28 protein-coding genes are annotated in these 24773 nt (G+C 34.1%); 22 read left to right on the top strand and 6 right to left on the bottom strand.

Annotated elements, in window-relative coordinates; all coding sequences use genetic code 11:
• Positions 1–56 precede the first annotated feature (56 nt).
• From MHB70_RS09760 to MHB70_RS09775, 4 genes are all read left to right on the top strand, one after another.
• On the top strand, positions 57–1259 hold the full coding sequence (locus tag MHB70_RS09760; RefSeq protein ID WP_061529932.1) for an iron-containing alcohol dehydrogenase: 1203 nt from the start codon (positions 57–59) through the stop codon (positions 1257–1259).
• A 146-nt stretch (positions 1260–1405) separates the two neighbouring features.
• Positions 1406–2104 carry an aspartate/glutamate racemase family protein gene (locus tag MHB70_RS09765; RefSeq protein WP_061529933.1) on the top strand — a complete coding sequence of 233 codons (699 nt, stop codon included), beginning with the start codon at positions 1406–1408 and terminating at the stop codon, positions 2102–2104.
• 87 nt (positions 2105–2191) lie between these two features.
• On the top strand, positions 2192–2665 hold the full coding sequence (locus MHB70_RS09770) for an SAM-dependent methyltransferase (RefSeq protein WP_000493241.1): 474 nt from the start codon (positions 2192–2194) through the stop codon (positions 2663–2665).
• On the top strand, positions 2662–3102 hold the full coding sequence (locus MHB70_RS09775; RefSeq protein ID WP_001223858.1) for a GNAT family N-acetyltransferase: 441 nt from the start codon (positions 2662–2664) through the stop codon (positions 3100–3102). The genes MHB70_RS09770 and MHB70_RS09775 overlap by 4 nt, the downstream gene beginning before the upstream one ends.
• Before the next feature lie 56 nt (positions 3103–3158).
• On the opposite strand, the gene MHB70_RS09780 is transcribed toward MHB70_RS09775, so the two are convergent.
• Entirely contained in the window at positions 3159–3686 is a 528-nt protein-coding gene (locus tag MHB70_RS09780; RefSeq protein WP_000181774.1) for an HAD-IIIA family hydrolase, read from the bottom strand.
• Between the two features lie 29 nt (positions 3687–3715).
• A complete protein-coding gene (locus MHB70_RS09785; RefSeq protein WP_000009785.1) occupies positions 3716–4147 on the bottom strand; it encodes a GNAT family N-acetyltransferase in 432 nt (143 codons plus the stop codon).
• Positions 4148–4774: 627 nt separating this feature from the next.
• Here MHB70_RS09785 and MHB70_RS09790 point away from each other — a divergent pair.
• From MHB70_RS09790 to MHB70_RS09805, 4 genes are all read left to right on the top strand, one after another.
• Positions 4775–5362: a YpjP family protein gene (locus MHB70_RS09790; RefSeq protein ID WP_001134417.1), complete on the top strand. Its 588-nt coding sequence runs from the start codon at positions 4775–4777 to the stop codon at positions 5360–5362.
• 106 nt (positions 5363–5468) lie between these two features.
• The gene (locus tag MHB70_RS09795; RefSeq protein WP_001174982.1) at positions 5469–6104 is read left to right on the top strand and encodes an HAD family hydrolase; all 636 of its coding nucleotides are present in this window, start codon (positions 5469–5471) and stop codon (positions 6102–6104) included.
• Position 6105: 1 nt separating this feature from the next.
• On the top strand, positions 6106–6492 hold the full coding sequence (locus MHB70_RS09800; protein ID WP_001094654.1) for a VOC family protein: 387 nt from the start codon (positions 6106–6108) through the stop codon (positions 6490–6492).
• A gap of 11 nt (positions 6493–6503) precedes the next feature.
• Positions 6504–7436 carry an aminoglycoside phosphotransferase family protein gene (locus tag MHB70_RS09805; RefSeq protein WP_061529934.1) on the top strand — a complete coding sequence of 311 codons (933 nt, stop codon included), beginning with the start codon at positions 6504–6506 and terminating at the stop codon, positions 7434–7436.
• 50 nt (positions 7437–7486) lie between these two features.
• Here MHB70_RS09805 and MHB70_RS09810 read toward each other — a convergent pair whose 3' ends face one another.
• On the bottom strand, positions 7487–8944 hold the full coding sequence (locus MHB70_RS09810; RefSeq protein ID WP_000034328.1) for a serine hydrolase: 1458 nt from the start codon (positions 8942–8944) through the stop codon (positions 7487–7489).
• 199 nt (positions 8945–9143) lie between these two features.
• On the opposite strand from MHB70_RS09810, the gene MHB70_RS09815 reads away from it, so the two are divergent.
• The 5 genes from MHB70_RS09815 (at position 9144) to MHB70_RS09835 (ending at position 14454) form a co-directional block, all read left to right on the top strand.
• Positions 9144–10100 carry a thymidylate synthase gene (locus MHB70_RS09815; protein ID WP_000679622.1) on the top strand — a complete coding sequence of 319 codons (957 nt, stop codon included), beginning with the start codon at positions 9144–9146 and terminating at the stop codon, positions 10098–10100.
• A gap of 19 nt (positions 10101–10119) precedes the next feature.
• A complete protein-coding gene (locus MHB70_RS09820; RefSeq protein ID WP_000637202.1) occupies positions 10120–10608 on the top strand; it encodes a dihydrofolate reductase in 489 nt (162 codons plus the stop codon).
• Between the two features lie 157 nt (positions 10609–10765).
• Positions 10766–12751 carry a penicillin-binding protein 3 gene (gene pbpC / locus MHB70_RS09825; RefSeq protein WP_001227253.1) on the top strand — a complete coding sequence of 662 codons (1986 nt, stop codon included), beginning with the start codon at positions 10766–10768 and terminating at the stop codon, positions 12749–12751.
• 236 nt (positions 12752–12987) lie between these two features.
• Positions 12988–13623: an FMN-dependent NADH-azoreductase gene (locus MHB70_RS09830; protein WP_000170037.1), complete on the top strand. Its 636-nt coding sequence runs from the start codon at positions 12988–12990 to the stop codon at positions 13621–13623.
• Positions 13624–13734: 111 nt separating this feature from the next.
• Positions 13735–14454, top strand: a complete 720-nt coding sequence (locus tag MHB70_RS09835) for a lysophospholipid acyltransferase family protein (RefSeq protein WP_000616571.1) — start codon at positions 13735–13737, stop codon at positions 14452–14454.
• 41 nt (positions 14455–14495) lie between these two features.
• Here MHB70_RS09835 and trhA read toward each other — a convergent pair whose 3' ends face one another.
• On the bottom strand, positions 14496–15152 hold the full coding sequence (gene trhA / locus MHB70_RS09840; protein WP_000136879.1) for a PAQR family membrane homeostasis protein TrhA: 657 nt from the start codon (positions 15150–15152) through the stop codon (positions 14496–14498).
• A gap of 213 nt (positions 15153–15365) precedes the next feature.
• Here trhA and MHB70_RS09845 point away from each other — a divergent pair, with 213 nt between their 5' ends.
• The 4 genes from MHB70_RS09845 (at position 15366) to MHB70_RS09860 (ending at position 17926) form a co-directional block, all read left to right on the top strand.
• Positions 15366–15551 (top strand): twin-arginine translocase TatA/TatE family subunit, encoded by a 186-nt coding sequence (locus MHB70_RS09845; protein ID WP_000492443.1) that lies wholly within the window; start codon positions 15366–15368, stop codon positions 15549–15551.
• Between the two features lie 42 nt (positions 15552–15593).
• Positions 15594–16337, top strand: a complete 744-nt coding sequence (gene tatC, locus MHB70_RS09850; protein ID WP_000390131.1) for a twin-arginine translocase subunit TatC — start codon at positions 15594–15596, stop codon at positions 16335–16337.
• A gap of 341 nt (positions 16338–16678) precedes the next feature.
• The gene (locus MHB70_RS09855; protein ID WP_000629011.1) at positions 16679–16930 is read left to right on the top strand and encodes a DUF2535 family protein; all 252 of its coding nucleotides are present in this window, start codon (positions 16679–16681) and stop codon (positions 16928–16930) included.
• Positions 16931–17083: 153 nt separating this feature from the next.
• On the top strand, positions 17084–17926 hold the full coding sequence (locus MHB70_RS09860) for a DegV family protein (protein WP_001169476.1): 843 nt from the start codon (positions 17084–17086) through the stop codon (positions 17924–17926).
• Between the two features lie 335 nt (positions 17927–18261).
• Here MHB70_RS09860 and MHB70_RS09865 read toward each other — a convergent pair whose 3' ends face one another.
• Entirely contained in the window at positions 18262–19236 is a 975-nt protein-coding gene (locus MHB70_RS09865) for an MBL fold metallo-hydrolase (protein WP_053446420.1), read from the bottom strand.
• A 335-nt stretch (positions 19237–19571) separates the two neighbouring features.
• Between MHB70_RS09865 and MHB70_RS09870 the strand changes: the two genes are divergently transcribed.
• Positions 19572–20159 (top strand): SCO family protein, encoded by a 588-nt coding sequence (locus tag MHB70_RS09870; RefSeq protein ID WP_000833349.1) that lies wholly within the window; start codon positions 19572–19574, stop codon positions 20157–20159.
• A 34-nt stretch (positions 20160–20193) separates the two neighbouring features.
• Here the strand turns inward: MHB70_RS09870 and MHB70_RS09875 are convergent, their stop codons facing one another.
• On the bottom strand, positions 20194–20658 hold the full coding sequence (locus MHB70_RS09875; RefSeq protein WP_001288081.1) for an Hsp20/alpha crystallin family protein: 465 nt from the start codon (positions 20656–20658) through the stop codon (positions 20194–20196).
• A gap of 217 nt (positions 20659–20875) precedes the next feature.
• Here MHB70_RS09875 and asnB point away from each other — a divergent pair, with 217 nt between their 5' ends.
• The 4 genes from asnB to MHB70_RS09895 all read left to right on the top strand — a co-directional run bounded on the left by asnB (position 20876) and on the right by MHB70_RS09895 (position 24719).
• Positions 20876–22777: an asparagine synthase (glutamine-hydrolyzing) gene (gene asnB, locus MHB70_RS09880; RefSeq protein ID WP_000333815.1), complete on the top strand. Its 1902-nt coding sequence runs from the start codon at positions 20876–20878 to the stop codon at positions 22775–22777.
• Positions 22778–22871: 94 nt separating this feature from the next.
• Positions 22872–23231, top strand: coding sequence for a GNAT family N-acetyltransferase (locus MHB70_RS09885; protein WP_000559960.1), 360 nt, complete (start codon positions 22872–22874; stop codon positions 23229–23231).
• A gap of 51 nt (positions 23232–23282) precedes the next feature.
• A complete protein-coding gene (locus MHB70_RS09890) occupies positions 23283–23612 on the top strand; it encodes a hypothetical protein (protein WP_061529935.1) in 330 nt (109 codons plus the stop codon).
• Positions 23613–23717: 105 nt separating this feature from the next.
• Complete coding sequence (locus tag MHB70_RS09895) at positions 23718–24719, top strand: N-acetylmuramoyl-L-alanine amidase (protein WP_000779881.1); 1002 nt, start codon at positions 23718–23720, stop codon at positions 24717–24719.
• Positions 24720–24773: the final 54 nt, after the last annotated feature.

The following is a 24773-nucleotide window of genomic DNA, read 5'->3' on the forward strand; positions in this document are numbered from 1 at the left end:
ATTTAGTTGATATTTTATAAACTAAACATTAATAAGGGTAAGAAGGGGTGGAGTATTTGCAAGAAGTTGCTGAGTTTCGTATGCCGAAGTCTGTACTATATGGAAGAAATTCGATTGAAAAACTGGGGGAACAATCAAAGAAGTTTGGGAAAAGAGCTTTTATAGTTACTGATACAATTATGGAGAAATTAGGGTATGTTGAAAGGTGCATAAAACAGCTAAATAAGAAAGGGATTACTGTTATTACATATAATAAAGTGAATGCTGAGCCTACAAATTTACACGTATTAGAAGCGTTAACGATTTGTAAAGAAGGAAAGTGTGATTTTATTATCGGTATTGGTGGTGGAAGTTGTATTGATGCTGCGAAAGCAGTAGCGGTGTTATATACTAATGGTGGAGCAATTGAATATTACGTCCAAAAAGATGTTGAAATAGAAAATGATCCACTACCACTCATTGCAATTCCAACAACTTCAGGTACTGGGTCAGAAGTAACAAGTGTAGCAGTAATTACGAATAAAAAAACAGATGTAAAAATGATGATGAAGCATCCGAGTTTTACCCCGCAAGTAGCGATTATTGACCCGATATTAACAAGTTCGGTACCACCTCATATTACGGCAGCGACAGGTATAGATGCATTATGCCATGCAATTGAAGCATATATTTCTAAATTTTCTCAACCACTTACAGATGTACTTGCTCTTTCGGCTATTGAAAGTATTATGAAATATTTACGTATTGCATATGAAGATGGAGGTAATATGGAAGCAAGGGAAGCAATGATGATCGCTTCATTACAAGCTGGAATTGCATTCTCAAATGCATCAGTTACATTAGTTCATGGAATGTCAAGACCAGTAGGGGCGTTATTTCATGTACCACATGGTATATCAAATGCAATACTATTACCTACAGTTTTAGAATATACAAAAGTGAGTGCAACAAAAAGACTAGCGGAAATTGGATGTTGTTTAAATAAAGATATGTATTCCTATTGTGATGAAGAAGTAGCCGATTATACGCTGAGGGAAATAAAAAAACTTTGTTTTGATCTTCGTATTCCAAATTTAAAAGAATACGGAATCGGTGAGGTTGAATTTGAAAATGCTATTTCAAAAATGGCCTCGGATGCAATTGAAAGTGGTAGCCCAGGAAATAATCCGCGAGTTCCTTCTTATAATGAAATTACACAGTTGTATCGACAATGTTTTAATTATCAATATGAAGATTCTATAAAAACATTAGGGAATTAATTTCAGAATATTCACATAAAATTTCCTTGGAAATAGTTAAAACAAGACTTTATATTATAAACTTAAAGTCTTGTTTTATTGTGTATAATATACATAATAAAACATTGTTATTAGTTTAGAAAAAAGTTTAGGTAGGTGTGTTATATATGAAAACGATAGGGCTTATAGGTGGTATGAGTTGGGAATCGACTTCGGAATATTATCGAATTTTAAATGAAGAGATAAAAAGTAGATTAGGGGGATTACACTCAGCAAAATGTTTGATTAATAGTGTGGATTTTGAAGAGATTGAACGATTCCAGTCTAACGGGGATTGGGATGGAGCAGGAGAAGTATTAGGGAATGCGGCGTATTCATTGCAGAAGGGAGGAGCAGATTTTATAATCATTTGCACAAATACAATGCATAAAGTAGTGGAGAAAATAAAAGAGAATATTAACATCCCCGTATTACATATTGCTGATACTACTGCAAAAGAAATTAAAAGAAAAGGTATTCAAACGATTGGTCTACTTGGAACGAAATATACAATGGAGCAAGATTTCTATAAGTCACGTATAGAAGAGAATAATATAAAAGTAATAGTGCCAGTAGAAAAAAATAGAGAAAAATTAAATGAAATAATTTATACAGAATTATGTTTAGGAAAAATAACATCGCAATCTAGAGAATATTATAAAAGAGTCATAGAAGAGCTAGTGCAAAAAGGAGCACAGGGAATAATTTTAGGTTGTACAGAAATAGGATTATTAATAAAGCGGGAAGACGTATTAGTTCCGATATTTGATACAACTGTTATACATGCAATGGAAGCAGTAAATGTGTCTTTAGGAAATAGATTATAATTATATTATGTAAACTTAGTTCGTGTATGTGGAAAACATTCAGAAAATATTTTATAATGTAAGTGGTTACATTTAAGGGGGATGCGTATGTTTTCAGTTCAACCAATCGCATTTGTACATAATGAAAGAAAGGAAATAAAAGATGACGAATGGGGAGAAGTAAGATCCTGTATTACTTTAACTGAATTGTATACAGAGGAAAGTATACAAGGGATTGAAGAATTTTCTCATATTGAAGTTGTTTTTTATTTTCATAAAGTAACGGATGAACAAATTCAATATGTTGCTAGACATCCTAGAAATAATAATGATTATCCTAAAGTAGGCATTTTTGCACAGCGCGGGAAAAATCGCCCGAATCGCTTAGGTGTAACAATTGTAAAAGTGATAAAAAGAGACGGTAAATCAATTATTGTTGAGGGATTAGATGCTATTGATGGCACCCCTATATTGGATATAAAGCCGGTAATGAAAGAATTTATGCCGAAAGAAGAAATTCTACAGCCTAAATGGGTAACGGATATAATGAGACAGTATTGGAAGGGGAATGGAGTAAAATGAGAATATATGAGGCAACAATTGCAGATTTAGATGGACTAGCATCAGTTTTTAATAACTATCGTATGTTTTACCGACAAGATTCCGATTTAGATGGTGCAAAAGTATTTTTACAAAATCGTATCGAGAGAAAAGAATCCGTTATTTTCGTAGCAGTTGAAGACGGTGAATATATTGGATTCACGCAACTATATCCATCATTTTCTTCCATTTCAATGAAAGAATTATGGATTTTAAATGATCTGTTTGTACAAGCCGCGAAGCGCGGAACTGGAACAGGTAAAAAATTATTAGAAGCTGCTAAAAAATTCGCATTAGAAAATGGCGCAAAAGGTGTAAAATTACAAACAGAGATTGATAATTTATCAGCACAGCGATTATACGCTGAAAATGGTTATTTAAGAGATAATCGTTATTTCCATTATGAATTAACATTTTAAAAAATGTAAGATTAAAAGAGACGTTTTCAAAATGAAAACGTCTCTTTTAAATTGTATTATAGTTGATTTAATATCCAGTTTGTTGCATCTTCAAAGTTTTCTGCAATGTAGTTTGGCTCAATATGTGCCCACCTGTCTCGGTACGTATGTAAAGCATCGTATCCAGCGCCTGTTCGTACTAATATTGTTGTCGCATTCACTTTTTCACCTGCCACAATATCAGTCCAACGATCACCAACTACAGCACATTGTGTTAAATCAAGCCCATGTTTTTCCGCTGCTTTTAGAAGCATGCCTGTACTTGGTTTACGGCATTCACAACCATCACCATGTTTGTGAGGACAAACGTAAATATCATCAAAACCGAAATCTTTTAATTCTTGTACAAAATCAGCTACAGTCGCTATTCCATCCGCGATACCTGGTTGATTTGTGAAAGAGAAAATTTTTATATTTTGAGCTTTTATTTTTTGCAGAGCTGCTTTTGTAAAGGGGAATAATGTAAAAGAACCAGGGTAATGTATTGTAGTGTCGCCGCCAATTGTACCGTCACGATCAATGAAAATTGCTTTAATGTTTGTCATATTTATAGTCCCTTCAAGTAAAAAGTAGTTTAAAAATGTTTTACAAATCGATATCCATTTACTTCATAACCTAATTTTTTGTAAAAAGGATGTGCTTCTACTCTTTTTGTTCCACTAACTAGCCATGTTCCAATGCAATGATGCTTCTTTGCTAATTGTTCTGCATAATCCATTAACACTTGTCCAATGCCTTTCCGCCGTATTGTAGAATCGACGCTAATAATTGAAATTTCTCCATAACGAGTTACATCTTCTAAATTTTCGCGTATACGAAACCCGAGTAATCCAAATATAGTTTCTTCTTCCACATAAACATATAAAAAATCAAAAGGACTCATTTGTACGAATTGCAAGCGGTTGTTCATATCTTCATAGGAAATAGAGGAACCTTTTAATTCTTTCGTTAAAGAACAAAGTGCATCTATATCATCTATCGTCGCTTCACGAATTTGAAAAGACATATTATTCACTCCAATAAAATGTAATCAAACATTTAATATTCTGTTAAAAAATGTTTTTTCCTGCTATGAAAATAAATATTTTATAATGATATATAAATAGTTATACTTCTTCATTTTTATTTATTACCAGCTGTAATTGCCGGGATTATTTTTATAGTATGGATTGGTTGGATTGTATTTTTACCATAGAAAAAGAGCCGAAAATGGCTCTTTTTCTAATCTGTCACACATTGATAAATAAAATATACTAAAACGAGTATGCTTGCGGCGGAATACATGACATCTAAAGTCATTTGGTCGCCTCCTTATTGTTGTTGTATTTTATTGTATGAAATCTTACAATTTCATATTCAAGTGAAAAATATGTGAACGTTAACAAAATTGTAAAGTGCAAAAATTACAATCATTTTGTATAATAGAAGAAACAACCGTTATATAAAGTGAAACTTTAATCAGTGGGGGGGTTCTTCATCCCCCACTGATTATTAGCCTTCACCAATCGGGCTTATACGGGCAGTTGATCCCCTGCCTAACTTTTTTACCTTCACTGAATTTTGAGGTGGTGGGGGTCTTGCTTACCCGTTAATGCGGGATAAAATATAATGAGTGAAAGGGGAGGGAACATAAATGCCAAATTGGTTTAGAAAAACCTTAGTCGCATTAATTACCGTATTTACATTTGGTTTAGTGACGCCTCCTTCCATATTGCTTGATAATGCCAAAGCTGCGGACAAGCCTACGAGTACAGCTGGGCAACAAAATTTGGAGAGTACGTCCTATACATATGAAGAAACGAATGACAGGTTAACCACCGATACTTTTATTACTTATGCAATGCAAGAAGCAGAGAAGCAGTCGATGCAAAAGTTTGGAACTAAAATTGGTCCAGTAATTGAAGATGAGTTTAAAGATGTAATATTACCGAAAATTGAAGAGGCAATTGCTGAGCTTGCAAATGATGTTCCAGAGGAGTCGTTGCAATCATTATCGATTTCTCAGAAACCCGCTGGTGGAAATAATGAAAAGATTTTTCACGTTTACGATACGAAATCTGGAAATGACTTACTACGATTTCATGTAAGAAGAGATCATCCACCGCAAGATGGTTATTATTTCAATTTCCATTATCATCGTTTTGATGATGGATACTCTGGACATCATGAACTAGGAAATATTTATTGGAATACGAATGTACCGCCAAAATGGCTTTCTTAAAAAGAACAAGAGAAAATCTTGTTCTTTTTTTGTTGATAAAAGGGTAAGACAACTATGTTGTTGAATAACATATGTTTAGGAAAAAAGAAGAAAAGGGAGTATGGAAATGCAAAAATATATTGTTTTTGACTTTGATGGCACATTAGTAGATTCACAAAATATATTTGTACCGATCTATAATCAAATAGCTGAAAAGCATGGTTATAAAACAGTAAGGGAAGAAGAAATTGAGCATTTACGTAAATTAACGATGCCCGAGAGATGTAAAAAACTCGATGTACCACTGTATAAACTACCGATATTAGCGTTAGAGTTTTATAAATTATATCAACCAGCTATAAAAGATCTCGTTTTGTTCCATGGGATGAAGGATGTATTAGATGAATTACATAAAAAAGGCTACGGGATTGCCGTCATATCCTCTAACTCAGAAGAGCATATTCGAGCGTTTTTACATAATAATGGTATCGAAAATATTCAAGAAGTGTATTGTTCTAAAAATTTGTTCGGTAAAGACAAAATGATAAAAAGGTTTTTAAAATCAAAAAAAATAACAGAGCAAGAAATGTTATATGTCGGTGATGAACAGCGAGATGTAGCAGCGTGTAAAAAGGCTGGTGTGAACGTAATTTGGGTATCTTGGGGATATGATGTCATTGAAACAGTAGAAAAAGATGCACCAGATTATATGGTTCATACGCCTATGGAAATTGTACAAGTCGTACAAGGGGCACATTCTTAATATGAATACACTTCGAGCAGGTATTCATCATATTGAATTTTGGGTCGCGAATTTAGAGGAGTCTATTTCTTTTTATGATAAATTGTTTTCGATAATTGGATGGAGAAAGTTAAATGAAGTAGCATATAGTACGGGAGAAAGTGAAATATATTTTAAAGAGGTGGGCGGGGAAATTGTAAGGACTTTAGGGCCTAGACATATTTGTTATCAAGCTACTCGTAGAGAAATAGTTGATGAAGTAGCAGATTTTCTTGCTAGTACAAAAGTGAAGGTAATACGTGGTCCGATAGAAATGAATCATTATTCGGACGGATACTATACGGTTGATTTTTACGATCCGAATGGATTTATTATAGAAGTAGCGTATACACCAAATGTAGAAATGTAAGGGGAATAAACATGAAGACAATTGCAGCACGGCAAAACAATATACAAATAGTAAAGGATGCAGCAAATATTGAAGAAATTTCTAAAGGTTTCTCACCTGATAAAAAATATATCATTACGACTATTAAAGATGAAAAGTATTTGTTACGGACAGGCGATATAAAAGAGTTTGAAAGAAAGAAAATAGAGCTTCAAATTTTAAATGAAATGCAAAAACGTAGTGTGCAAGCACAAAGGCCAATTGAAATGGGTTTGTTGGAAGAAGAAGGTTTATGCTACGGTGTTTTTTCGTATATAGAAGGAGAAGATGCGAAAAAATTGTTGCCTACATATACACTAAAAGAACAATATGATATTGGTATAGAAGCAGGAAAAGATTTAGCAAAAATGCATACATATGAAGCTCCTAAGGGTATACTTCCATGGTATGAAAGAGCCATGAAAAAACATCGAAAATATTTAGAGGCATACAAAACATGCGGAATAAAAATAAAAAATGATGATAAAATCATTAAGTTTATAGATGAAAATGAAATGTATGTACAAAACCGCCCAAATCGATTTCAACAGGATGATTTTCATTTAGAAAATATAATTGTGCGGGATGGGAAATATGTAGGTGTTGTTGATTTTAATGGTTATGACTGGGGCGACCCACTTCATGATTTTGTAAAAATTGCACTATTTGCAAGAGACATTAGTATTCCGTATTCAATCGGACAAATAGAAGGATACTTTAATAGGAGAATACCAGAGGAGTTCTGGAAATTATATGCGGTGTACGTCGGCATGACAGTTTTCTCATCAGTTGTCTGGACATTACGAGCAGCACCGCATATGTTAGATGATATGTTAGAGCGTCTTACTATAGTTTTAGAGGATCATAATAACTTTGAGTTATCGAAGCCGATTTGGTTTCAATCAGATAAGATTGATATGAAATAGAAAAGATAGGTGTAATTCGCACCTATCTTTATTTTTTACCATCAAAATACTTATTTAATTTTCTTAAATATAAGCGACTGAGTACTTAACGTAGCTGGCACATGTAACTGAAGGGATGGAAATTCACCACTCACACTCATTTCATAAGCGAATAATAAACTCATTTTCATTCGGAATAAGTCAACTTTTGCAGAGAAGACGTCGTAATGATGATGTGTTAATTGAATGTCCATTTCCATGAATTGCACAAATAATGAATCATCTCGCTTGTATACTTGTAATGTTCCGTATGCAGGATGTTCGAAAGTACCAGTATAATCCTCTAATTTGTGAGAAGGTGTAGTCCCTTTAATTTGCTCAGGAAGGGATTCAGTTGCTTCTTTCATCATTTCCTTCATTTTTTCAGTATCTTCTACAGCACGTTTATGCCAATCGATGCCTTCTAATTCAAGTAGCTCGTCATAAATTTGGTTAGCAAGATAAGTAGGAAGTAATGTGCCTCCAGCATTCGTTAAAATGACAAGACCTACATTTTCTTTTGGCATGAATGAAACAAGTGCCGAAAATCCATCAATATTACCGCCATGATGAATCACTTTGTTACCACGATAAGCGCTAATAAACCAACCGAGGCCGTAACTATTTAATGGAGATTCAGGGAGTGATAGAACTGGTTGATCTGGAATTGAATTGTGTGGTGTATACATTTGTTGTAATAATTCAGAGGAGATTAATTCATGATCTCCAAACTTTCCTTTGTTTAAGTGAAGAAGTACCCAATTTACCATATCTTCAATTGTAGAATTAATACACCCAGCAGCGCCAACTGTATCGATGTTACGGAATGGAACTTCTTTTATTTCACCGTCTTTTTCAATGTAAGGTAAAGCATAATCCTCTGTAATTTGTGAATCTGTAACAGAGAAGTTTGTATGCCTCATATTTAAAGGTTCTAAAATATGTTCTGTAGCGTATTGCTCCCACGTTTGATTTGTAATGTTTTCAACAATGCAGCTAATTGTCGCATACATTAAGTTGTTATATAAAAATGCTGTTCGGAACGGTGCATCAAGTGGTAAATGTTTTATTTTTTCAACGAGATCTTTTCGAGATAAGGAAGAGCTGTACCAAAGAGCATCATGACGACTCACTCCAGTGCGGTGAGAGGCTAAATCCCGTCCTGTAACTTGTGAGGTAGCAAGTAGTTCACATAAAGAGAAGTTAGGTATATAAGACTGGACAGGAGTATCCCAATTAAACTTTTTTTGCTGTGCTAACAAGCTTAATGAAAGTGTGCCAAAAGCTTTCGTTGAGGAACCGATTGCGAACCGGGTGCTCGGTGTAACAGCCTCTTTTGTTTCTATATTTCGATAGCCGAAACCTTCTGAAAGAATAACTTCACCGTCTTTTATAACAGCTACAGCAGCACCAGGAACTTTTAAATCCTTCATCATTTTTTCAACCGTAGTTTGTAACGAAGTCATAACAGGAGTTTCAATTTTAGACATAATTCTAACCTCCAAATTTAAATTTTGTCCTACCGCACTATACTTTCGGTAATAGAAAATGAAAACCTTTTTAAATATGGAAAGTTAATAATTTTGTAAGAATTACTGAAAATAATTTTTATTTATCAAGATTATTAAATTTGTTGTTTTTCATGTTATGATAAATTTCATATAAGATTGAAAGAAGGTTTTTCTACATATGAAACATGCTGAATATGAATACTTAAATTTATGCCGCCATGTAATGGAGCACGGTACGAAGAAAGAAGATCGTACAGGGACAGGAACTGTATCTGTATTTGGATATCAAATGCGTTTTGATCTGAGTAAAGGATTTCCTTTATTAACCACAAAGAGAGTACCATTTCGCCTTGTAGCAAGTGAACTACTTTGGTTTATGAAAGGTGATACAAACATTCGCTATTTATTGCAGCATAATAATAACATTTGGAATGAATGGGCATTTAAGAGCTGGGTAGAAAGTGACGAGTATACTGGGCCTGATATGACAGATTTCGGTCTTCGCTCACAACAAGATGAGGAATTTAAAGTGCAATATGATGAGCAAATGGACCTATTTAAAAAGAATGTTTTAGAAGATGATGATTTTTCGAATAAATATGGCTACTTAGGAGACGTATATGGCAAGCAATGGCGTGCTTGGAAAACGACGGCTGGTGAAACACTGGATCAACTAAAAGATGTAATTGAAATGATTAAAAAAACGCCAGATTCACGTCGCTTAATCGTTTCTGCTTGGAATCCTGAAGACGTACCGAGTATGGCATTACCGCCTTGTCATACGCTATTCCAGTTTTATGTAGCGGACGGAAAACTTTCTTGTCAGCTATATCAAAGAAGTGGCGACATCTTCCTTGGAATTCCATTTAACATCGCAAGTTATTCACTACTAACACATTTAATTGCACATGAATGTGGTCTTGAAGTAGGAGAATTTGTTCATACAATTGGAGATGCGCATATTTATACGAATCATTTTGAACAAGTAGAAAAACAATTGGCACGTGAACCACGTCCGTTCCCGAAACTTACATTAAATCCAGATGTGAGATCTGTGTTTGATTTTGAGATGGAAGATTTAACGATTGAAGGATATGATCCACACCCAGCGATTAAAGCACCGGTTGCAGTGTAATTGTAGAGGAGATGACAAGATGATTGTTTCATTTATGGTCGCAATGGACGAGAATAGAGTAATTGGTAAAGATAATAACTTACCTTGGCGTTTACCGAGTGAATTACAGTATGTAAAGAAAACAACGATGGGTCATCCACTTATTATGGGGAGAAAGAACTATGAAGCAATTGGTAGACCATTGCCTGGAAGACGTAATATTATTGTAACTCGTAATGAAGGGTATCATGTAGAAGGCTGCGAAGTAGCTCATACTGTAGAAGAAGTGTTTGAACTATGTAAAAATGAAGAAGAGATTTTTATTTTTGGCGGAGCGCAAATTTATGATCTCTTTTTACCGTATGTAGACAAGTTATATATAACAAAAATCCACCACGCATTTGAAGGAGACACATTCTTCCCAGAAATGGATATGACAAATTGGAAAGAGATTTTTGTAGAAAAAGGTTTAACGGATGAAAAAAATCCGTATACGTATTATTACCATGTATACGAGAAACAACAATAATAATAAAAATTGATGTGAGTATTCGCATCAATTTTTTTTATTTGTATTTATAAATGTAAGTTTATAGATGGTATTCAATAGTGCTATAATGAAAGGTAGCATGTGAAAAATGCTAAAATTTTCAAAAGTATTAATATAGAAAGAGGAGGAGAATCAGTTGAGAAAAATATGGGGGATTCTTTTTCTTTGCTTAACATTCATGTTAGTTGGATGTGGTAAAGAAGAAAAACCACAAGAAGCGTTTGATACATATGTGAAATCATGGAATAAACAAAAATTTGCAGATATGTACGATCAATTATCAGAAAATGCAAAAAAAGATATTTCCAAGAAAGAGTTTACTGAGAAATATGAAAAAATTTATTCTGGTATTGAAGTGAAAGACTTAAAGGTAGAAACAGGGGAAGTAAAAGAAGATAAAAAAGATGAAGGCCCTGTTCCTTTTAAAGTAAGCATGGATACAGTTGGTGGTAAAATCACTTTTGGTCATGAAGCAAAAATGGTGAAAGAAAAAGATGGAGATAAAGAATCTTGGAAAATAGATTGGACACCTGATTTCATTTTCCCTGGCATGACAAAAGATAGTAAAGTGCGTATGCAAACGACGGAGCCAAAACGTGGTGAAATATACGATCGTAATGGAAAAGGTCTTGCGACGAATGGGAAAGCTTCTGAGATCGGAATCGTTCCAGAAAAATTAGATGAAACTGCTCCGCAAACGAAAGAAGCAGTAGCTAAGTTGTTAAATATGTCTGTAGAAGAAATTGATCAAAAACTAACTGCTAAATGGGTAAAACCAGGGTATCTTGTACCAATTGGAATTTTACCTGAAGGGGCAACGCAAAATACGTATATTGATTTACCTGGTGTTGCAACAAAACCTGTAAATGTTCGTACATATCCGTTAGGGGAAGCGGCAGCTCATCTAACTGGTTATATCGGAAAGATAAATGCTGAAGATTTAAAAACGCTACAAAAGAAAGGCTACCAAGCTGATGAGCCAGTTGGTAAAGCTGGATTAGAGCAAGTATTGGAAGAAAAGCTACGCGGTAAAAAAGGTGGCCGTGTCTTTGTAGAAGATGCACAAGGAAAAGAAATTAAAAATTTAGCAAAAACAGAAGCTGTTGATGGAGAAAATGTAACTTTAACTATCGATAGTGCTGTTCAAGAAAAAACGTATAATGAAATGAAGGGCGAAGCTGGTTCAAGTGCGGCAATTAATCCGAAAAGTGGAGAAACAATTGCACTCGTAAGTAGTCCAGCATATGATCCTAATTTAATTGCACGAGGAACATCGAAAGCACAACGTGAAGCTTGGAATAATGATCCGAAAAAACCGATGACGAACCGATTTACACAATTATCGGTACCAGGTTCTGTATTTAAGCCAATTACAGCTGCAATCGGTCTTGAAACGAAAACGATTGATCCAAAAGAAGAATTGAAAATTGAAGGATTGAAATGGACAAAAGATTCTTCTTGGGGCAATTATTACGTAACACGTGTGAAAGATGCAAATCCGATTGATTTGGATAAGGCAATGAAATATTCGGATAATATTTACTTCGCACAAGAAGCTTTGAAAATCGGAAAAGATAAATTTATGAGTGAAGCGAAAAAATTCGGATTCGATGAGAAATTACCAATTGAATATGGATTCCCAGCTTCTAAAATCGCAAATGATGGTATTAAAAATGATATTCAAATGGCAGATACAGGATATGGTCAAGGACAAGTGTTAATGACTCCTCTTCATCTAGCTTTAACATATGCGCCAATTGTAAATGATGGAACAATTCCGTCACCATATATCATTAAAACAGATAAACAACCAAAAGCTTGGAAAGAAAATGTCATTTCAAAAGGAAATCAGGATATATTAAAAACTGCTATGACTAAAGTAATTAATGATCCGGATGGTACAGGGAAAATTGCTAAAATTGATGGTATGACCCTTGCTGGAAAAACAGGTACAGCGGAATTAAAAGTATCTAAAGAGGCCGAAGGAAAAGAACTAGGCTGGTTCGCTGCATTTGATTTAAATGCACCTGATATGGTCATTACAATGATGATTGAAGATGTAAAAGGTAGAGGTGGAAGTAACATTCCAGCTGAAAAAGTGAAACATATTTTTCAAAAATAAAGGTTGATGAAGGACTATCTCCATGAAATATGGAGGTAGTTTTTTATTTAGTTAACATTTTAAATGGAAATATATAATTTATAGATTACAAAACAACTTATTAACTTACGAAAAAAAAGTAGCTATTTTTTATTGACATGAAGCGAGAGATTTTGTATTATACTTACATAAGGTAAGTTATTTACTTTCGAATTATAAATCTCAAATTAAAGATAAAATTAAAGGGAGAGAATACAATGACAAAAGTACTATTTATCACAGCAAATCCAAATTCAGCAGAAGGTTCTTTCGGAATGGCAGTAGGAGAAGCTTTCATCGAAGCTTATAAAAACGAGCATCCACAAGACGAAGTTGTAACAGTTGATTTATTCAATACGACTGTACCAGCAATTGATGCAGATGTATTTGCTGCTTGGGGTAAATTTGCAGCAGGTGAAGGCTTTGAAACTTTAACAGAAGTTCAACAACAAAAAGTTGCAGCAATGAACACAAACTTAGAAACATTTATGCATGCAGATCGTTATGTATTCGTAACTCCAATGTGGAACTTTAGCTATCCACCAGTAGTAAAAGCATACTTAGATAACTTAGCAATCGCAGGTAAAACATTCAAATATACTGAAAATGGTCCAGTTGGCTTATTAGAAGGCAAAAAAGCACTTCACATTCAAGCAACAGGTGGCGTTTATTCTGAAGGAGCATACGCAGCTGTAGACTTCGGTCGTAATCACTTGAAAACAGTATTAGGATTCATCGGTGTAAATGAAACTGAATATATTGCAGTTGAAGGTATGAATGCTAATCCTGAAAAAGCACAAGAAATTAAAGAAGCAGCAATTGCTAACGCACGTGAATTAGCAAAACGTTTCTAATATAGAATACTTAAAAATGTCCAAACACTTGTTGTTTGGACATTTTTTCTTCTTTTTCCTTCGTTTGTCTAGTATAATGAAGGTCGGAATGATAATAGGTGGGGGTTCTGTATGATTCAAACGTTTTTTAAAATCTTTTATTTAATTTTAATTGTAATTGCGATTACACCGAGAATGTGGCGTCTTAAAAAACAAGTAAATACGATGTCACCGCAAGAAAAAGATAGTGCTGTGTATAAAACGACAAATTGGTTTGGTAAAAAAATGGTACGTGTTGCTGGTGGGGCAGTAGAAGTAAAAGGGCTTGAAAATGTTCCGAAAGACAAGCCGGTACTAGTTGTAAGTAATCATCAAAGTAATATGGATATTCCTGTTTTACTAGGTTACTTAAATAAACCAATTGGATTCGTTTCAAAGGCAGAGATTAAGAAGTTTCCAGTTGTACCAACTTGGATGGAACTTATGAATTGTGTATTTATGGTTCGTAATGATCGTCGTCAATCTCTTCAAGCGATTAAAGATGGAATTGAACTATTAAAGAATGGACATTCTATCGTAATTTTCCCTGAAGGAACGAGAAGTAAGGGTGGCGAAATTGGAGAGTTTAAAGCTGGTAGTTTTCACCTAGCAGTAAAATCTGGTGTAGCAATCTTACCTGTAACGTTAGATGGTACATATAAAATGTTTGAAGCGAATGGAAATCGTATGAAACGAGCTCATGCAACAGTAACGATTTCTAAGCCGATTACACCTGAAGAGTATGCGAATATGGATATTAAAGAATTAACGAAGCATACACAGGATGTTATCGCATCACAATTACATAAGTAATAAAAAAGGTTTCAGCTTTCATCAAGCTGAAACCTTTTTTATTACGCTGCAGGTAAGACGTAAAAGAGTACACAGAAGAACATCATTGCACTACCGCCTAAAACGAAGAGGTGCCAAATGGCATGGTTGAAAGGTAGCTTTTCCCAAAGGAAGAAGATTGCCCCGACTGAATATAAAATGCCACCTGCTAAAAGTAGTGAAAAACCATGTCCAGTTAGATTTTCGTAAAGTGGTTTAATAGCAACGATTATGAGCCAGCCCATAATGATGTAACATAAAGTTGATGCTTTTATAAAACGGCGTACAAAGAAAATTTTGAAGACAATACCGCCAATTGCAAGTGTCCATATAATTGCGAGTAACGTCCAACCTAAAGGTCCACGAAGTGTAATGAGTAGAAAAGGAGTATATGTGCCAGCGATTAATAAATAGATGGCTGAGTGATCTAAAATAGTAAATAATTTTTCTACTTTTGGATGGTGAATGCTATGTAGCAACGTTGAAAACAAGTACAGTAAGAACATGCTTACACCATAAACGGTAAATGCAACAACAGCAGATGCAGTACCATGTTTAGACGCATGAATAATTAATATAATTAAGGCAGGGATGCTTAAAATGGCACCGATACCATGTGTTATTGCATTTGCAATTTCTTCTTTCACAAAATGTGTCATTCGTGTCATTTTTTCAGTCATAATGCAAATCCTTTCTACTATCATAAAATAATATGTCATTTCCCTTACCATATCATACACAAGAGCAATAGAAAATGAAATTTGTATAATTGATTATATTTTTGAATTTTTTTGACAAAAGACGATGGATTTGTTGACGTTTTCAAACTTTTTTGACAAAATAAAATTATGCAATAGTAGGACAAGAAATCTACTAATAAAGGGGATGGGGAAATGTTTTCAAATATTGGCTTTCCAGGGTTAATTTTAATCTTAGTAGCTGTACTAATATTATTTGGGCCTAAAAAATTGCCGGAAATCGGAAAGGCTTTAGGGGAAACGTTAAAAGAATTCAAAAAATCAACGAAAGAATTGACTGATGACGCATTTCAAGAGAAGGAAAAGAAAGAAAAAATGTAATGGATTTTCCTCGTAATGGATAAGTAAAGTGTGGTGAACGAGATGGAAGATCGGGAAATGAGTGTAGTAGAACATATCGTTGAGCTTCGAAAACGAGTAATTTATACAGTGTTATCCTTTGTATTATTTTTAATTATTGGATTTACTTTTACGAAGGATATTTATTTTTGGCTTGTAAAAGATTTACCAATGAAATTAACTGTTCTCGGTCCAAGTGATGTATTGTGGATTTTTTTCTCGATTGCTACAGTATTTGCTATCGTTTGTACAATTCCTTTTGCTGCTATACAAATTTGGTTATTTGTAAAACCAGGTTTACATCCAAATGAACAAAAGATGACTGTAATGTATATACCGGTATTGTCTATATTATTTATTGCAGGTTTAAGTTTTGGATATTTTATTGTAATGCCGTTTTTATTTCATTTTTTAACTACGATAGGTAATGAAATGTTTAATACGATGTTTACGACAGAAAAGTATTTTCATTTTGTACTTAATTTAACAGTTCCATTTGCTGTGATTTTTGAATTACCTGTAGTGGTAATGTTTTTAACGAGTATTGGCATACTTACGGCGGAGTTTCTAATAAAAATAAGAAGGTATGCTTACGTAGCATTGATTATCATTGCCTCGTGTATATCACCGCCAGATTTTTTATCTCATAGTTTAGTTGCGGTACCGCTTATTTGTATTTATGAAATTAGTATTGCCTTATCAAAGATTGTTAGTAAGCGAAAAAAGAAAAGGGAAGAAGAAATACAGTCGAAAAGTGCCTCGTTATAAAGGCACTTTTTTAATTATTTGTTATACTATGGCTATAAACGTATACAATATAAAGAAGAAAAAAATAATAGAATCTCCAAAATTTAGACAAACTTTGCACCTTTATAAGTTTATACTGAATGTATTAAGCAATTTACGGATAACGAGATTCTCGTCTCACGTGATAATTAGGACGGGGGATGGATTAGGTGGAGATGAATAGAGAATAAATCTACTAACCATAAGGACTAAAGGGATCATCTAAGGATACTTTTGTATTCAAAGGAGTCTCCACTTTAAACAACGTGTTACAGCGTAAAGTAGAGGAAGTTCAAAATCCAATGAAAAAGAGGATTGATATTGTGATTACGAAAAGTTTTTATTTCACTCATTCAACAGGGGATTGTATTAAAATATTCGAAATCCCTGTCCTACAGGCGCAGCATCCATTATCGTTTCTAATTCAGTCTCGTCTTCAATTATTTATTGCAAAAATTCAAAAACAAAAGCACCCAAGATTTTCGTATTCTTTCCGTGAATATTTACAAAAATGTTTGAAGTGGAATGATTATTTAAATGTATATAAAACAAATACCCTTGAAAAAAACGCATAAATTAGAGCAGGACAGAGTCAGGAATACTCTGTCTTTTTATTTTAGGTATAAAAATATAATTAATTTGATGAAATTTCGTTCGAAATTGTTGAAAGCATTAGGAATGCTAGTATAATAACAAGGAGAGCGTATTGGAAAGGGAAGAAGGATAGTATGCAAAAAATTAAAATTGTAACAGATTCAACGGCAGATTTATCACAAGATGTAATCGAGAAGTATGACATTCATGTTCTACCATTATCAATCTCTGTAAATGGACAAACATATTTAGATCGCGTTGATTTACAACCTGATGAGTTTATTGAAGAAATGATTAAATCAGAGGAACTACCAAAAACATCACAACCAGCTATGGGTACATTTGTAGAAATGTATGACAAGCTAGGTGAAGATGGAAGTGAAGTACTTTCTATCCATATGACAAGTGGAATGAGTGGTACTGTTGCGACTGCAAATAGTGCTGCATCGATGACTGATACAAAAGTAACAGTTGTTGATTCACAATTTATTACACATGCTTTAGCATATCAAGTAATAGAATCTGCAAAAATGGCAAATGAAGGACGCTCACTAGAAGAAATTTTAAAACGTGTAGATGAAGTGAGAAAGAATACTCGTTTATATGTAGTGGTAGATACATTAGAAAACTTAGTGAAGGGTGGACGTATCGGTAAAGGAAAAGCGTTTATCGGTTCGCTACTTAATATAAAGCCAATTGCTAGCCTTGAAGACGGTGTTTATAACCCTGTAACGAAAGTGCGCAGTCAAGGCCAAATTGTAAAAACGTTAGCTAAGTTATTTGAGCAAGATACAGCAGGAAAAGTTGTAAAAGCTGTTGCGATTCCGCATGCAAAAGCAATTCCTTTAGCTGAAAGTATGAAAGCAGCTGTGGAAAAAGTGAGTGGATTTACTCAATCAGAAATTTTCTATACAACGCCTATTATTAGTACTCATACAGGTCCGGGGGCAATTGGATTTATGTATTTAGCAGAGTAATAAAAAAGCTACTTGAAAATATATTTCAAGTAGCTTTTTTATCCCGCATTAACGGACAGTAAGACCCTCACCTCAAAATTCAGCGAAAGCAAAGAAGTTAGGTGTGAGATCAACGGTCCGTAAATGCCCGATTGGTGAAGGCTAATAATCAGTGGGGATGATGAACAACCCCCACTGATTAAAGTTTCACTTTATGTGAATAGAAAGTAAGAAATGAGAAGGGCTATACAGGCGCTCCCGCTAATGATGTAGCGAGTCTGTAAATATTCATTCATAGAAAACACCCTTTATGATTTTCTATATTATATGATGGATATAGAAAATAAGTAGTTACATTACATTTGTAAAGTTTCGATTTTTTCTTGTACTTGTTTTTTATTTGTGTCGCTATTATAAGTAAAAGTTTGGCCTAAAAAGAGTACATGCAGTTGTTCCCACGGTAACATACGTAAATTCCAATTACTTCGAAGTTTTGTTATTGCCTCGCGAGGTGTTTCATCAGCAAGTGCAAAAGCTCCGTAATGCATTGGAATAAAATGTGTCGCGTTTAAATCTAAATAAGCTTGCACTGCTTCTTCAGGGGAAACATGAGATACTTTCATAAACCATTCTGGTTCATAAGCGCCAATTGGCATAAGAGCAATATCAATTAAAAAGCGCTTTCCAATCTCTTTGAAACCCTGGAAATAGCCGCTGTCGCCACAAAAATAAATGGTTTCCAAAGTCGTTTCATTATCAATAATCCATCCACCCCAGTGAGATGTATTCATGTCAAATAAGGATCTTCTCGTCCAGTGCTGAGCAGGTACGAAGTGAAAAGAAACTTCATTAATCGTCGTACTTTCCCACCATTTATATTCTTCTACATGCGTAAATTTCTTACGAGTAAATAATTTTTTTAATCCGATAGGTACAAGATATAGAACATCATCATTTAACTGACGAAGAGTTGAAAAATCTAAATGATCATAATGACCGTGTGAAATAAGGACTATATCAATTTTAGGTAGTTCTTGTATAGTAAGACCTGGTTCAGTAAGCCTCGGAACTAACTTTAATTTATTTGCCCATACTGGATCTGTTAATATATTAAGTCCATTCGTTTGGATAAGAAAAGTAGAATGGCCCACCCATGTGACTGTCGTTTTTTCAACATTGCTTTGCAAAAATGCATTTTGTTTAACAGGTGATTGTTCTACTAAAAAAGAAAAGTCTTTTTTGTTCAGCTTTCGTTCTTTACGCCATCTTAAAAAAGAACGAATTGATTTTTTTGTACTGACATTATCCATATTTTCATAGCGCTTTGCCATGAACATCACCTCATTTAAAATCGTTGTAGTTGTATTGTACCGAAATGTTGTTAAGGAATACAGTGTATAACATGGATTAATGTTTAATTAATTGTTAAAAAATAGGGAGAGGTATTTACAATTTTAACATTGAGCTTTGTTTTGCGAATACGATTTAGAGAAATAATAGTGAAAAAACATATTTTGTCTAGTAATTCGCTTGAAATTAAGAAGTATCATACGTAAATTCGTACGATTTCGTGAACAAATGCAGTAAACAATTTTCTCGTAGTGTTAACTTTTGTTATGATGAGCATAACCTATTTAAATTTAGGATAGAGAAAAGAGGTTTATAAATGAAGCGTTATCAAAAACTAATTGGTCTTATGGTTGTATTTTGTCTATTTGTACTCGCTGGATGTAGTGGATCAGGCTCAAAGCTTCGTAAACCATTAAATTGGGATTTAGAAACTTTCCAATTCACAAATCAAGATGGAAAACAATTTGGTACAAAAGATTTAAAAGGGAAAGTATGGGTTGCAGATTTTATGTTCACAAACTGTCAAACAGTTTGTCCGCCAATGACTGCTAATATGGCAAAATTACAGAAGATGGCAAAGGAAGAGAAGTTAGACGTTCAGTTTGTCTCGTTTAGTGTAGATCCAGATCTTGATAAACCAGAAAATCTGAAAGCTTTCATTCAAAAGTTTACAGAAGATACTAGTAATTGGAATTTATTGACGGGTTATTCGTTAGAAGATATTACAAAGTTTTCAAAAGATAATTTCCAATCACTTGTAGATAAGCCAGAGAACGGTCAAGTAATACATGGTACATCATTTTATTTAATTGATCAAAATGGAAAAGTAATGAAAAAGTATAGCGGTATTAGTAATACACCGTACGAAGATATAATACGTGATATGAAGCGATTAGTGGATTAAAAATAAGGGTGCGTAGCACCCTTATTTTTTTACATTAGTCTATAGATAAAATGTCATGCTGTTGTGGAAGTTTCGGTGCACGAATTTCTAACACACCATTTTGATAGGAAGCTTTCGCTGCTTTTTTATTAATGGAATAAGGCAATTTAATCATTCTTGCGGCTTCTGAAATAGACCGTTCTCGGCGATAATAGTTATGAGATGTTTGTTCTTCTGCCTCTTCAAGTATTTCTTCTTTTACAGAGACTTTTAAGTATTCGGTTTGTATTTCAATTTGAATTTGCTCTTTTTGTATACCCGGTAGTTCAGCGGTAACAACGAGTTCTTCATCAACTTCATATAAATCTACAGGGAATGTTAATAAACGATTTCCTTTTTGGAAAAAATGATTCAAATCAGCGATTACATTGCGAAGAGGTGTTTGCTCAAAAAAATCATCAATTTGCTTTAAATAATTGCGAACCGGTGGACGAGAAGAATCTTTTTTTTCTTCACTCATGGTATTCCCTCCTAGAAATCAATTTGCAATATCATATGACAAAAGCGGAGAAAGGTGATTGCCTAATTTTCATGTTTTCATAAAAAAATGTTAAAAATGTGAAATGGAGTGATTTTTTTATAGTTTTTGGTCGCCATATTGAGTTGATTATGCTAGTATAAATAGGGTTGATATAGTAGTATAGAAACAGAATGAAAACCGAAAGAGGGTAAGAAGTATGTGTGGTTTTGTAGGATGTTTATGTGAAAACCCTAGAGAGTTTTCAGAAACAGAAAAACATCAATTTGAAAATATGAACACGATGATTTTCCACCGCGGTCCAGATGACGAAGGATATTTTCGTGATGAACATGTACAATTTGGCTTCCGCCGTTTAAGTATCATTGACTTAGAGGCAGGACATCAGCCGCTAACTTATGAAAATGATCGATATGTAATTATTTTTAATGGTGAAATTTACAATTATGTAGAATTACGCGAAATGTTACTTGAAAAAGGTGCGACTTTCGCAACGCAATCTGATACAGAAGTTATCATTGCATTGTATGCACATATGAAAGAAAAATGTGTAGACTATCTTCGTGGTATGTTTGCATTTATGATTTGGGATCGTGAAGAAAAGAAACTTTTCGGTGCACGTGACCACTTTGGTATTAAACCATTATATATCGCGCAACAAGGTGATACTACATTCTTCGCATCTGAGAAGAAAAGTATTATGCATGTAATGGAAGACAAAGGGGTAAACCCAACGTCACTACAACATTACTTTACGTACCAATATGGTCCAGAACCAGAAACATTAACAATTGATGTTAATAAAATTGAGCCTGGTCATTATTTCGTAAAGGAAATCGGTAAAGAGATGGAAATCCATCGCTACTGGAAGCCTTATTTCAATGCTTCAAGCGCAACGAAAGAAGAGCATATCCAAGCAATTCGTGATGTATTATACGATTCAGTAAAAGTACATATGCGAAGTGATGTACCAGTAGGTTCATTCTTATCTGGTGGTATCGATTCATCTATTATCGCTTCTATCGCAAGAGAAATGAATCCGAACCTTTTAACGTTCTCTGTTGGTTTTGAACAACGTGGTTTCAGTGAAGTTGATGTTGCGAAAGAAACTGCTGAGAAATTAGGCGTTAAAAACCATAACGTATTTATTTCAGCGAAAGAATTTATGGATGAGTTCCCAAAAATTATTTGGCATATGGATGATCCTTTAGCAGATCCAGCAGCTGTACCATTGTACTTCGTTGCAAAAGAAGCACGTAAACATGTAACAGTTGTTCTTTCAGGGGAAGGCGCAGACGAGCTATTTGGTGGTTATAACATTTACCGTGAGCCAAACTCACTAAAAATGTTCTCGTACATTCCTAGCCCAGGTAAGAGCGTTCTAAAAGCATTAAGCGGTGCTCTTAAAGAAGGATTTAAAGGAAAGAGCTTCCTAGAGCGTGGATGTACGCCAATTGAGGAGCGCTACTATGGAAACGCGAAAATCTTCCGTGAAGAAGAGAAAGCGGAATTAATGAAGTTCTACAATGAAAGTGTTAACTATATGGATATCACGAAACCATTGTATAACGAGATTAAAGATTATGATGATGTAAGTAAAATGCAGTACATTGACATGTTCACGTGGTTACGTGGTGACATTTTATTAAAAGCTGATAAAATGACAATGGCAAACTCATTAGAACTTCGTGTACCGTTCTTAGATAAAGAAGTATTCGATGTTGCATCTAAAATTCCAACTGAATTAAAGATTGCTAACGGAACTACGAAAGCTATTTTACGTGAAGCAGCACGCGGAATCGTTCCAGATCACGTGTTAGATCGTAAAAAACTTGGATTCCCGGTACCAATTCGTCACTGGTTAAAAGATGAAATGCATGACTGGGCTATAAATATTATAAACGAAAGTAAAACAGATCATTTAATCGACAAACAGTATGTATTAAACTTACTGGAAGCACATTGTGCAGATAAAGGCGATTATAGCCGTAAAATTTGGACTGTACTTGCGTTTATGGTTTGGCACCAAATTTATGTTGAGCATAAATACGATACGAATAAGTTCCACGAAGAAACAAAACGTGCGTATAGCTTAGTTTAATAAGAAAAACCTTAAGACCGCATATGGTCTTAAGGTTTTTTTTCATAAATAGAACGTATTATTGATACAATAATAGTAAAAGGATGGACAACATATGATTGCGTTTGAAAAAGTAACAGTAGAAAATGAAAGCGTTGTTAAAGAAATGTTCCGCTCGCATAATGTAAGTGAGAAACAGGTGCAGTATTGCGTAAAAGTTGATGATACATATATTGGTGTAATAGATTACAGTGTTCAAGAAGAGAGTGTAGTTTTATCTCAATTAATAATTCATTTTGATTATCAAAGTTACGGATATGGAACAAATACGTATTTTACATTTGAAGAGATGATGAAACAAAGAGGTGTGAAAGAGATAAAAGTGTTACAAAAGGAATTAACAGAACAAGCAAAAACTTTCATAGAGAGCTTTGGCTTTAATGAAGAAGATGGAACATACGTGAAGAAAATATAACGATGATTAGTAATGTGCTAAAATAAATATAAGGCAGGTGGATACATGATAATGACTTCTGGTCTTGTATTAATTGGAGGATGTTTTATTTTGGCAGAACTAAGCCATAAGTTCATTCGGAAAAGAGCTAGTAAGAAAAGAAAGCCGTACGAATTACAATATGTACCTGTGTTTTTTATTTTGTTTTGCATGCTTGTTATAGTACAAAATATTACTAATTTCCCGCCACTTTTGAACATTTTTTTAAAGTTCGGTTTGTTATACAGCGGTGTTGGAATGGGTCTTTTATTTATTTTATTTTGCATACGTTATATTCACTATCAATCGTATATATTTATTTTAAATTGGTTAAAGCAAGATGATAGAAACCGCCTTACATAAGGTGGTTTTTTATTTGTAATTGTAACGGAACTTGTACATTTTACATAAAATAGGACGAGTAGCAATGTAAACCTATTACACGAAAGAAAGGAACGAGACAGTGATATGAAACTTGTAATAGACGCAGGTCACGGTGGATATGATTCTGGTGCTGTTGGTAATGGTTTAGTAGAAAAAAACTTAACACTTCAAATAGCGAGACGTGTGCGAGACATTCTATCTGCAAACTACCCAATTACTATTAAAATGACACGTGATAGTGATGTATTTATCTCTTTATCAGAACGTGCTAATATCGCTAATTCTTTTGGAGCAGATTACTTTATCTCATTTCATATAAATAGTGGCGGTGGAACTGGATTTGAAAGTTATATTTATAATGGGTTATCTAACAGTAGCTCCGCATATGCAAAGCAACAAAAAATTCATGCAGCAGTCAATCCTGTATTAACAAAATACGGCCTTCGTGACCGAGGGGCAAAAAAAGCAAATTATGCAGTACTAAGAGAGACTGCAATGGATGCAATTTTAACTGAGACTGCTTTTATTGATACAACGTTTGATGCAAATTTATTGAAAAACCCACAATTTATTGAAGATCTATGTCAAGCATATGTAAACGGAATAGCAGCTATTTTTGGAGTAGCTCCGAATCCAAATCCTCCAAATCCACAACCTCCAAACCCTCAGCCAACACCACAAACGAAGGGAATTGCTTATATACTTGGGAAAAATGTAAATTTAAGAAGTGGCCCATCAACATCATCTTCAGTAATTCGCCAATTAAACTCTCCAGAATCGTATGTCGTATATCAAGAAAGTAACGGATGGTTAGACTTAGGTAACGGACAGTGGGTGTATTATGACCCGTCTTACATTAATTTTGTAAAGACGAGCAATAGTGATGGTAGCGCAATCGGTGTCGCATATATACAAGGAACGAATGTGAATTTAAGAAGTGGTCCATCAACATCTTCTTCAGTAATTCGTAAATTAAATAAACCAGAATCTTATTTAGTATTTATTAATCAAAACAGTTGGTTGAACCTTGGTGGAAATCAGTGGGTGTATAATGATCCATCATATATTAAATATAATCAATATTAGGAAATAAATTTATAATGTAATATGAATGCGTATCTATATATAACATAGATACGC

This window comes from Bacillus sp. FSL M7-1020, assembly GCF_038050415.1.
GTDB lineage: Bacteria > Bacillota > Bacilli > Bacillales > Bacillaceae_G > Bacillus_A > Bacillus_A toyonensis.

Coding starts and splice junctions, on each gene's coding strand:
- MHB70_RS09765 (WP_061529933.1), top strand. CDS start 1,406: ATGAAAACGATAGGGCTTATAGGTGGTATGAGTTGGGAATCGACTTCG.
- MHB70_RS09770 (WP_000493241.1), top strand. CDS start 2,192: ATGTTTTCAGTTCAACCAATCGCATTTGTACATAATGAAAGAAAGGAA.
- MHB70_RS09775 (WP_001223858.1), top strand. CDS start 2,662: ATGAGAATATATGAGGCAACAATTGCAGATTTAGATGGACTAGCATCA.
- MHB70_RS09780 (WP_000181774.1), bottom strand. CDS start 3,686: ATGACAAACATTAAAGCAATTTTCATTGATCGTGACGGTACAATTGGC.
- MHB70_RS09785 (WP_000009785.1), bottom strand. CDS start 4,147: ATGTCTTTTCAAATTCGTGAAGCGACGATAGATGATATAGATGCACTT.
- MHB70_RS09790 (WP_001134417.1), top strand. CDS start 4,775: ATGCCAAATTGGTTTAGAAAAACCTTAGTCGCATTAATTACCGTATTT.
- MHB70_RS09795 (WP_001174982.1), top strand. CDS start 5,469: ATGCAAAAATATATTGTTTTTGACTTTGATGGCACATTAGTAGATTCA.
- MHB70_RS09800 (WP_001094654.1), top strand. CDS start 6,106: ATGAATACACTTCGAGCAGGTATTCATCATATTGAATTTTGGGTCGCG.
- MHB70_RS09805 (WP_061529934.1), top strand. CDS start 6,504: ATGAAGACAATTGCAGCACGGCAAAACAATATACAAATAGTAAAGGAT.
- MHB70_RS09810 (WP_000034328.1), bottom strand. CDS start 8,944: ATGTCTAAAATTGAAACTCCTGTTATGACTTCGTTACAAACTACGGTT.
- MHB70_RS09815 (WP_000679622.1), top strand. CDS start 9,144: ATGAAACATGCTGAATATGAATACTTAAATTTATGCCGCCATGTAATG.
- MHB70_RS09820 (WP_000637202.1), top strand. CDS start 10,120: ATGATTGTTTCATTTATGGTCGCAATGGACGAGAATAGAGTAATTGGT.
- MHB70_RS09830 (WP_000170037.1), top strand. CDS start 12,988: ATGACAAAAGTACTATTTATCACAGCAAATCCAAATTCAGCAGAAGGT.
- MHB70_RS09835 (WP_000616571.1), top strand. CDS start 13,735: ATGATTCAAACGTTTTTTAAAATCTTTTATTTAATTTTAATTGTAATT.
- trhA (WP_000136879.1), bottom strand. CDS start 15,152: ATGACTGAAAAAATGACACGAATGACACATTTTGTGAAAGAAGAAATT.
- MHB70_RS09845 (WP_000492443.1), top strand. CDS start 15,366: ATGTTTTCAAATATTGGCTTTCCAGGGTTAATTTTAATCTTAGTAGCT.
- tatC (WP_000390131.1), top strand. CDS start 15,594: ATGGAAGATCGGGAAATGAGTGTAGTAGAACATATCGTTGAGCTTCGA.
- MHB70_RS09860 (WP_001169476.1), top strand. CDS start 17,084: ATGCAAAAAATTAAAATTGTAACAGATTCAACGGCAGATTTATCACAA.
- MHB70_RS09865 (WP_053446420.1), bottom strand. CDS start 19,236: ATGGCAAAGCGCTATGAAAATATGGATAATGTCAGTACAAAAAAATCA.
- MHB70_RS09870 (WP_000833349.1), top strand. CDS start 19,572: ATGAAGCGTTATCAAAAACTAATTGGTCTTATGGTTGTATTTTGTCTA.
- MHB70_RS09875 (WP_001288081.1), bottom strand. CDS start 20,658: ATGAGTGAAGAAAAAAAAGATTCTTCTCGTCCACCGGTTCGCAATTAT.
- asnB (WP_000333815.1), top strand. CDS start 20,876: ATGTGTGGTTTTGTAGGATGTTTATGTGAAAACCCTAGAGAGTTTTCA.
- MHB70_RS09885 (WP_000559960.1), top strand. CDS start 22,872: ATGATTGCGTTTGAAAAAGTAACAGTAGAAAATGAAAGCGTTGTTAAA.
- MHB70_RS09890 (WP_061529935.1), top strand. CDS start 23,283: ATGACTTCTGGTCTTGTATTAATTGGAGGATGTTTTATTTTGGCAGAA.
- MHB70_RS09895 (WP_000779881.1), top strand. CDS start 23,718: ATGAAACTTGTAATAGACGCAGGTCACGGTGGATATGATTCTGGTGCT.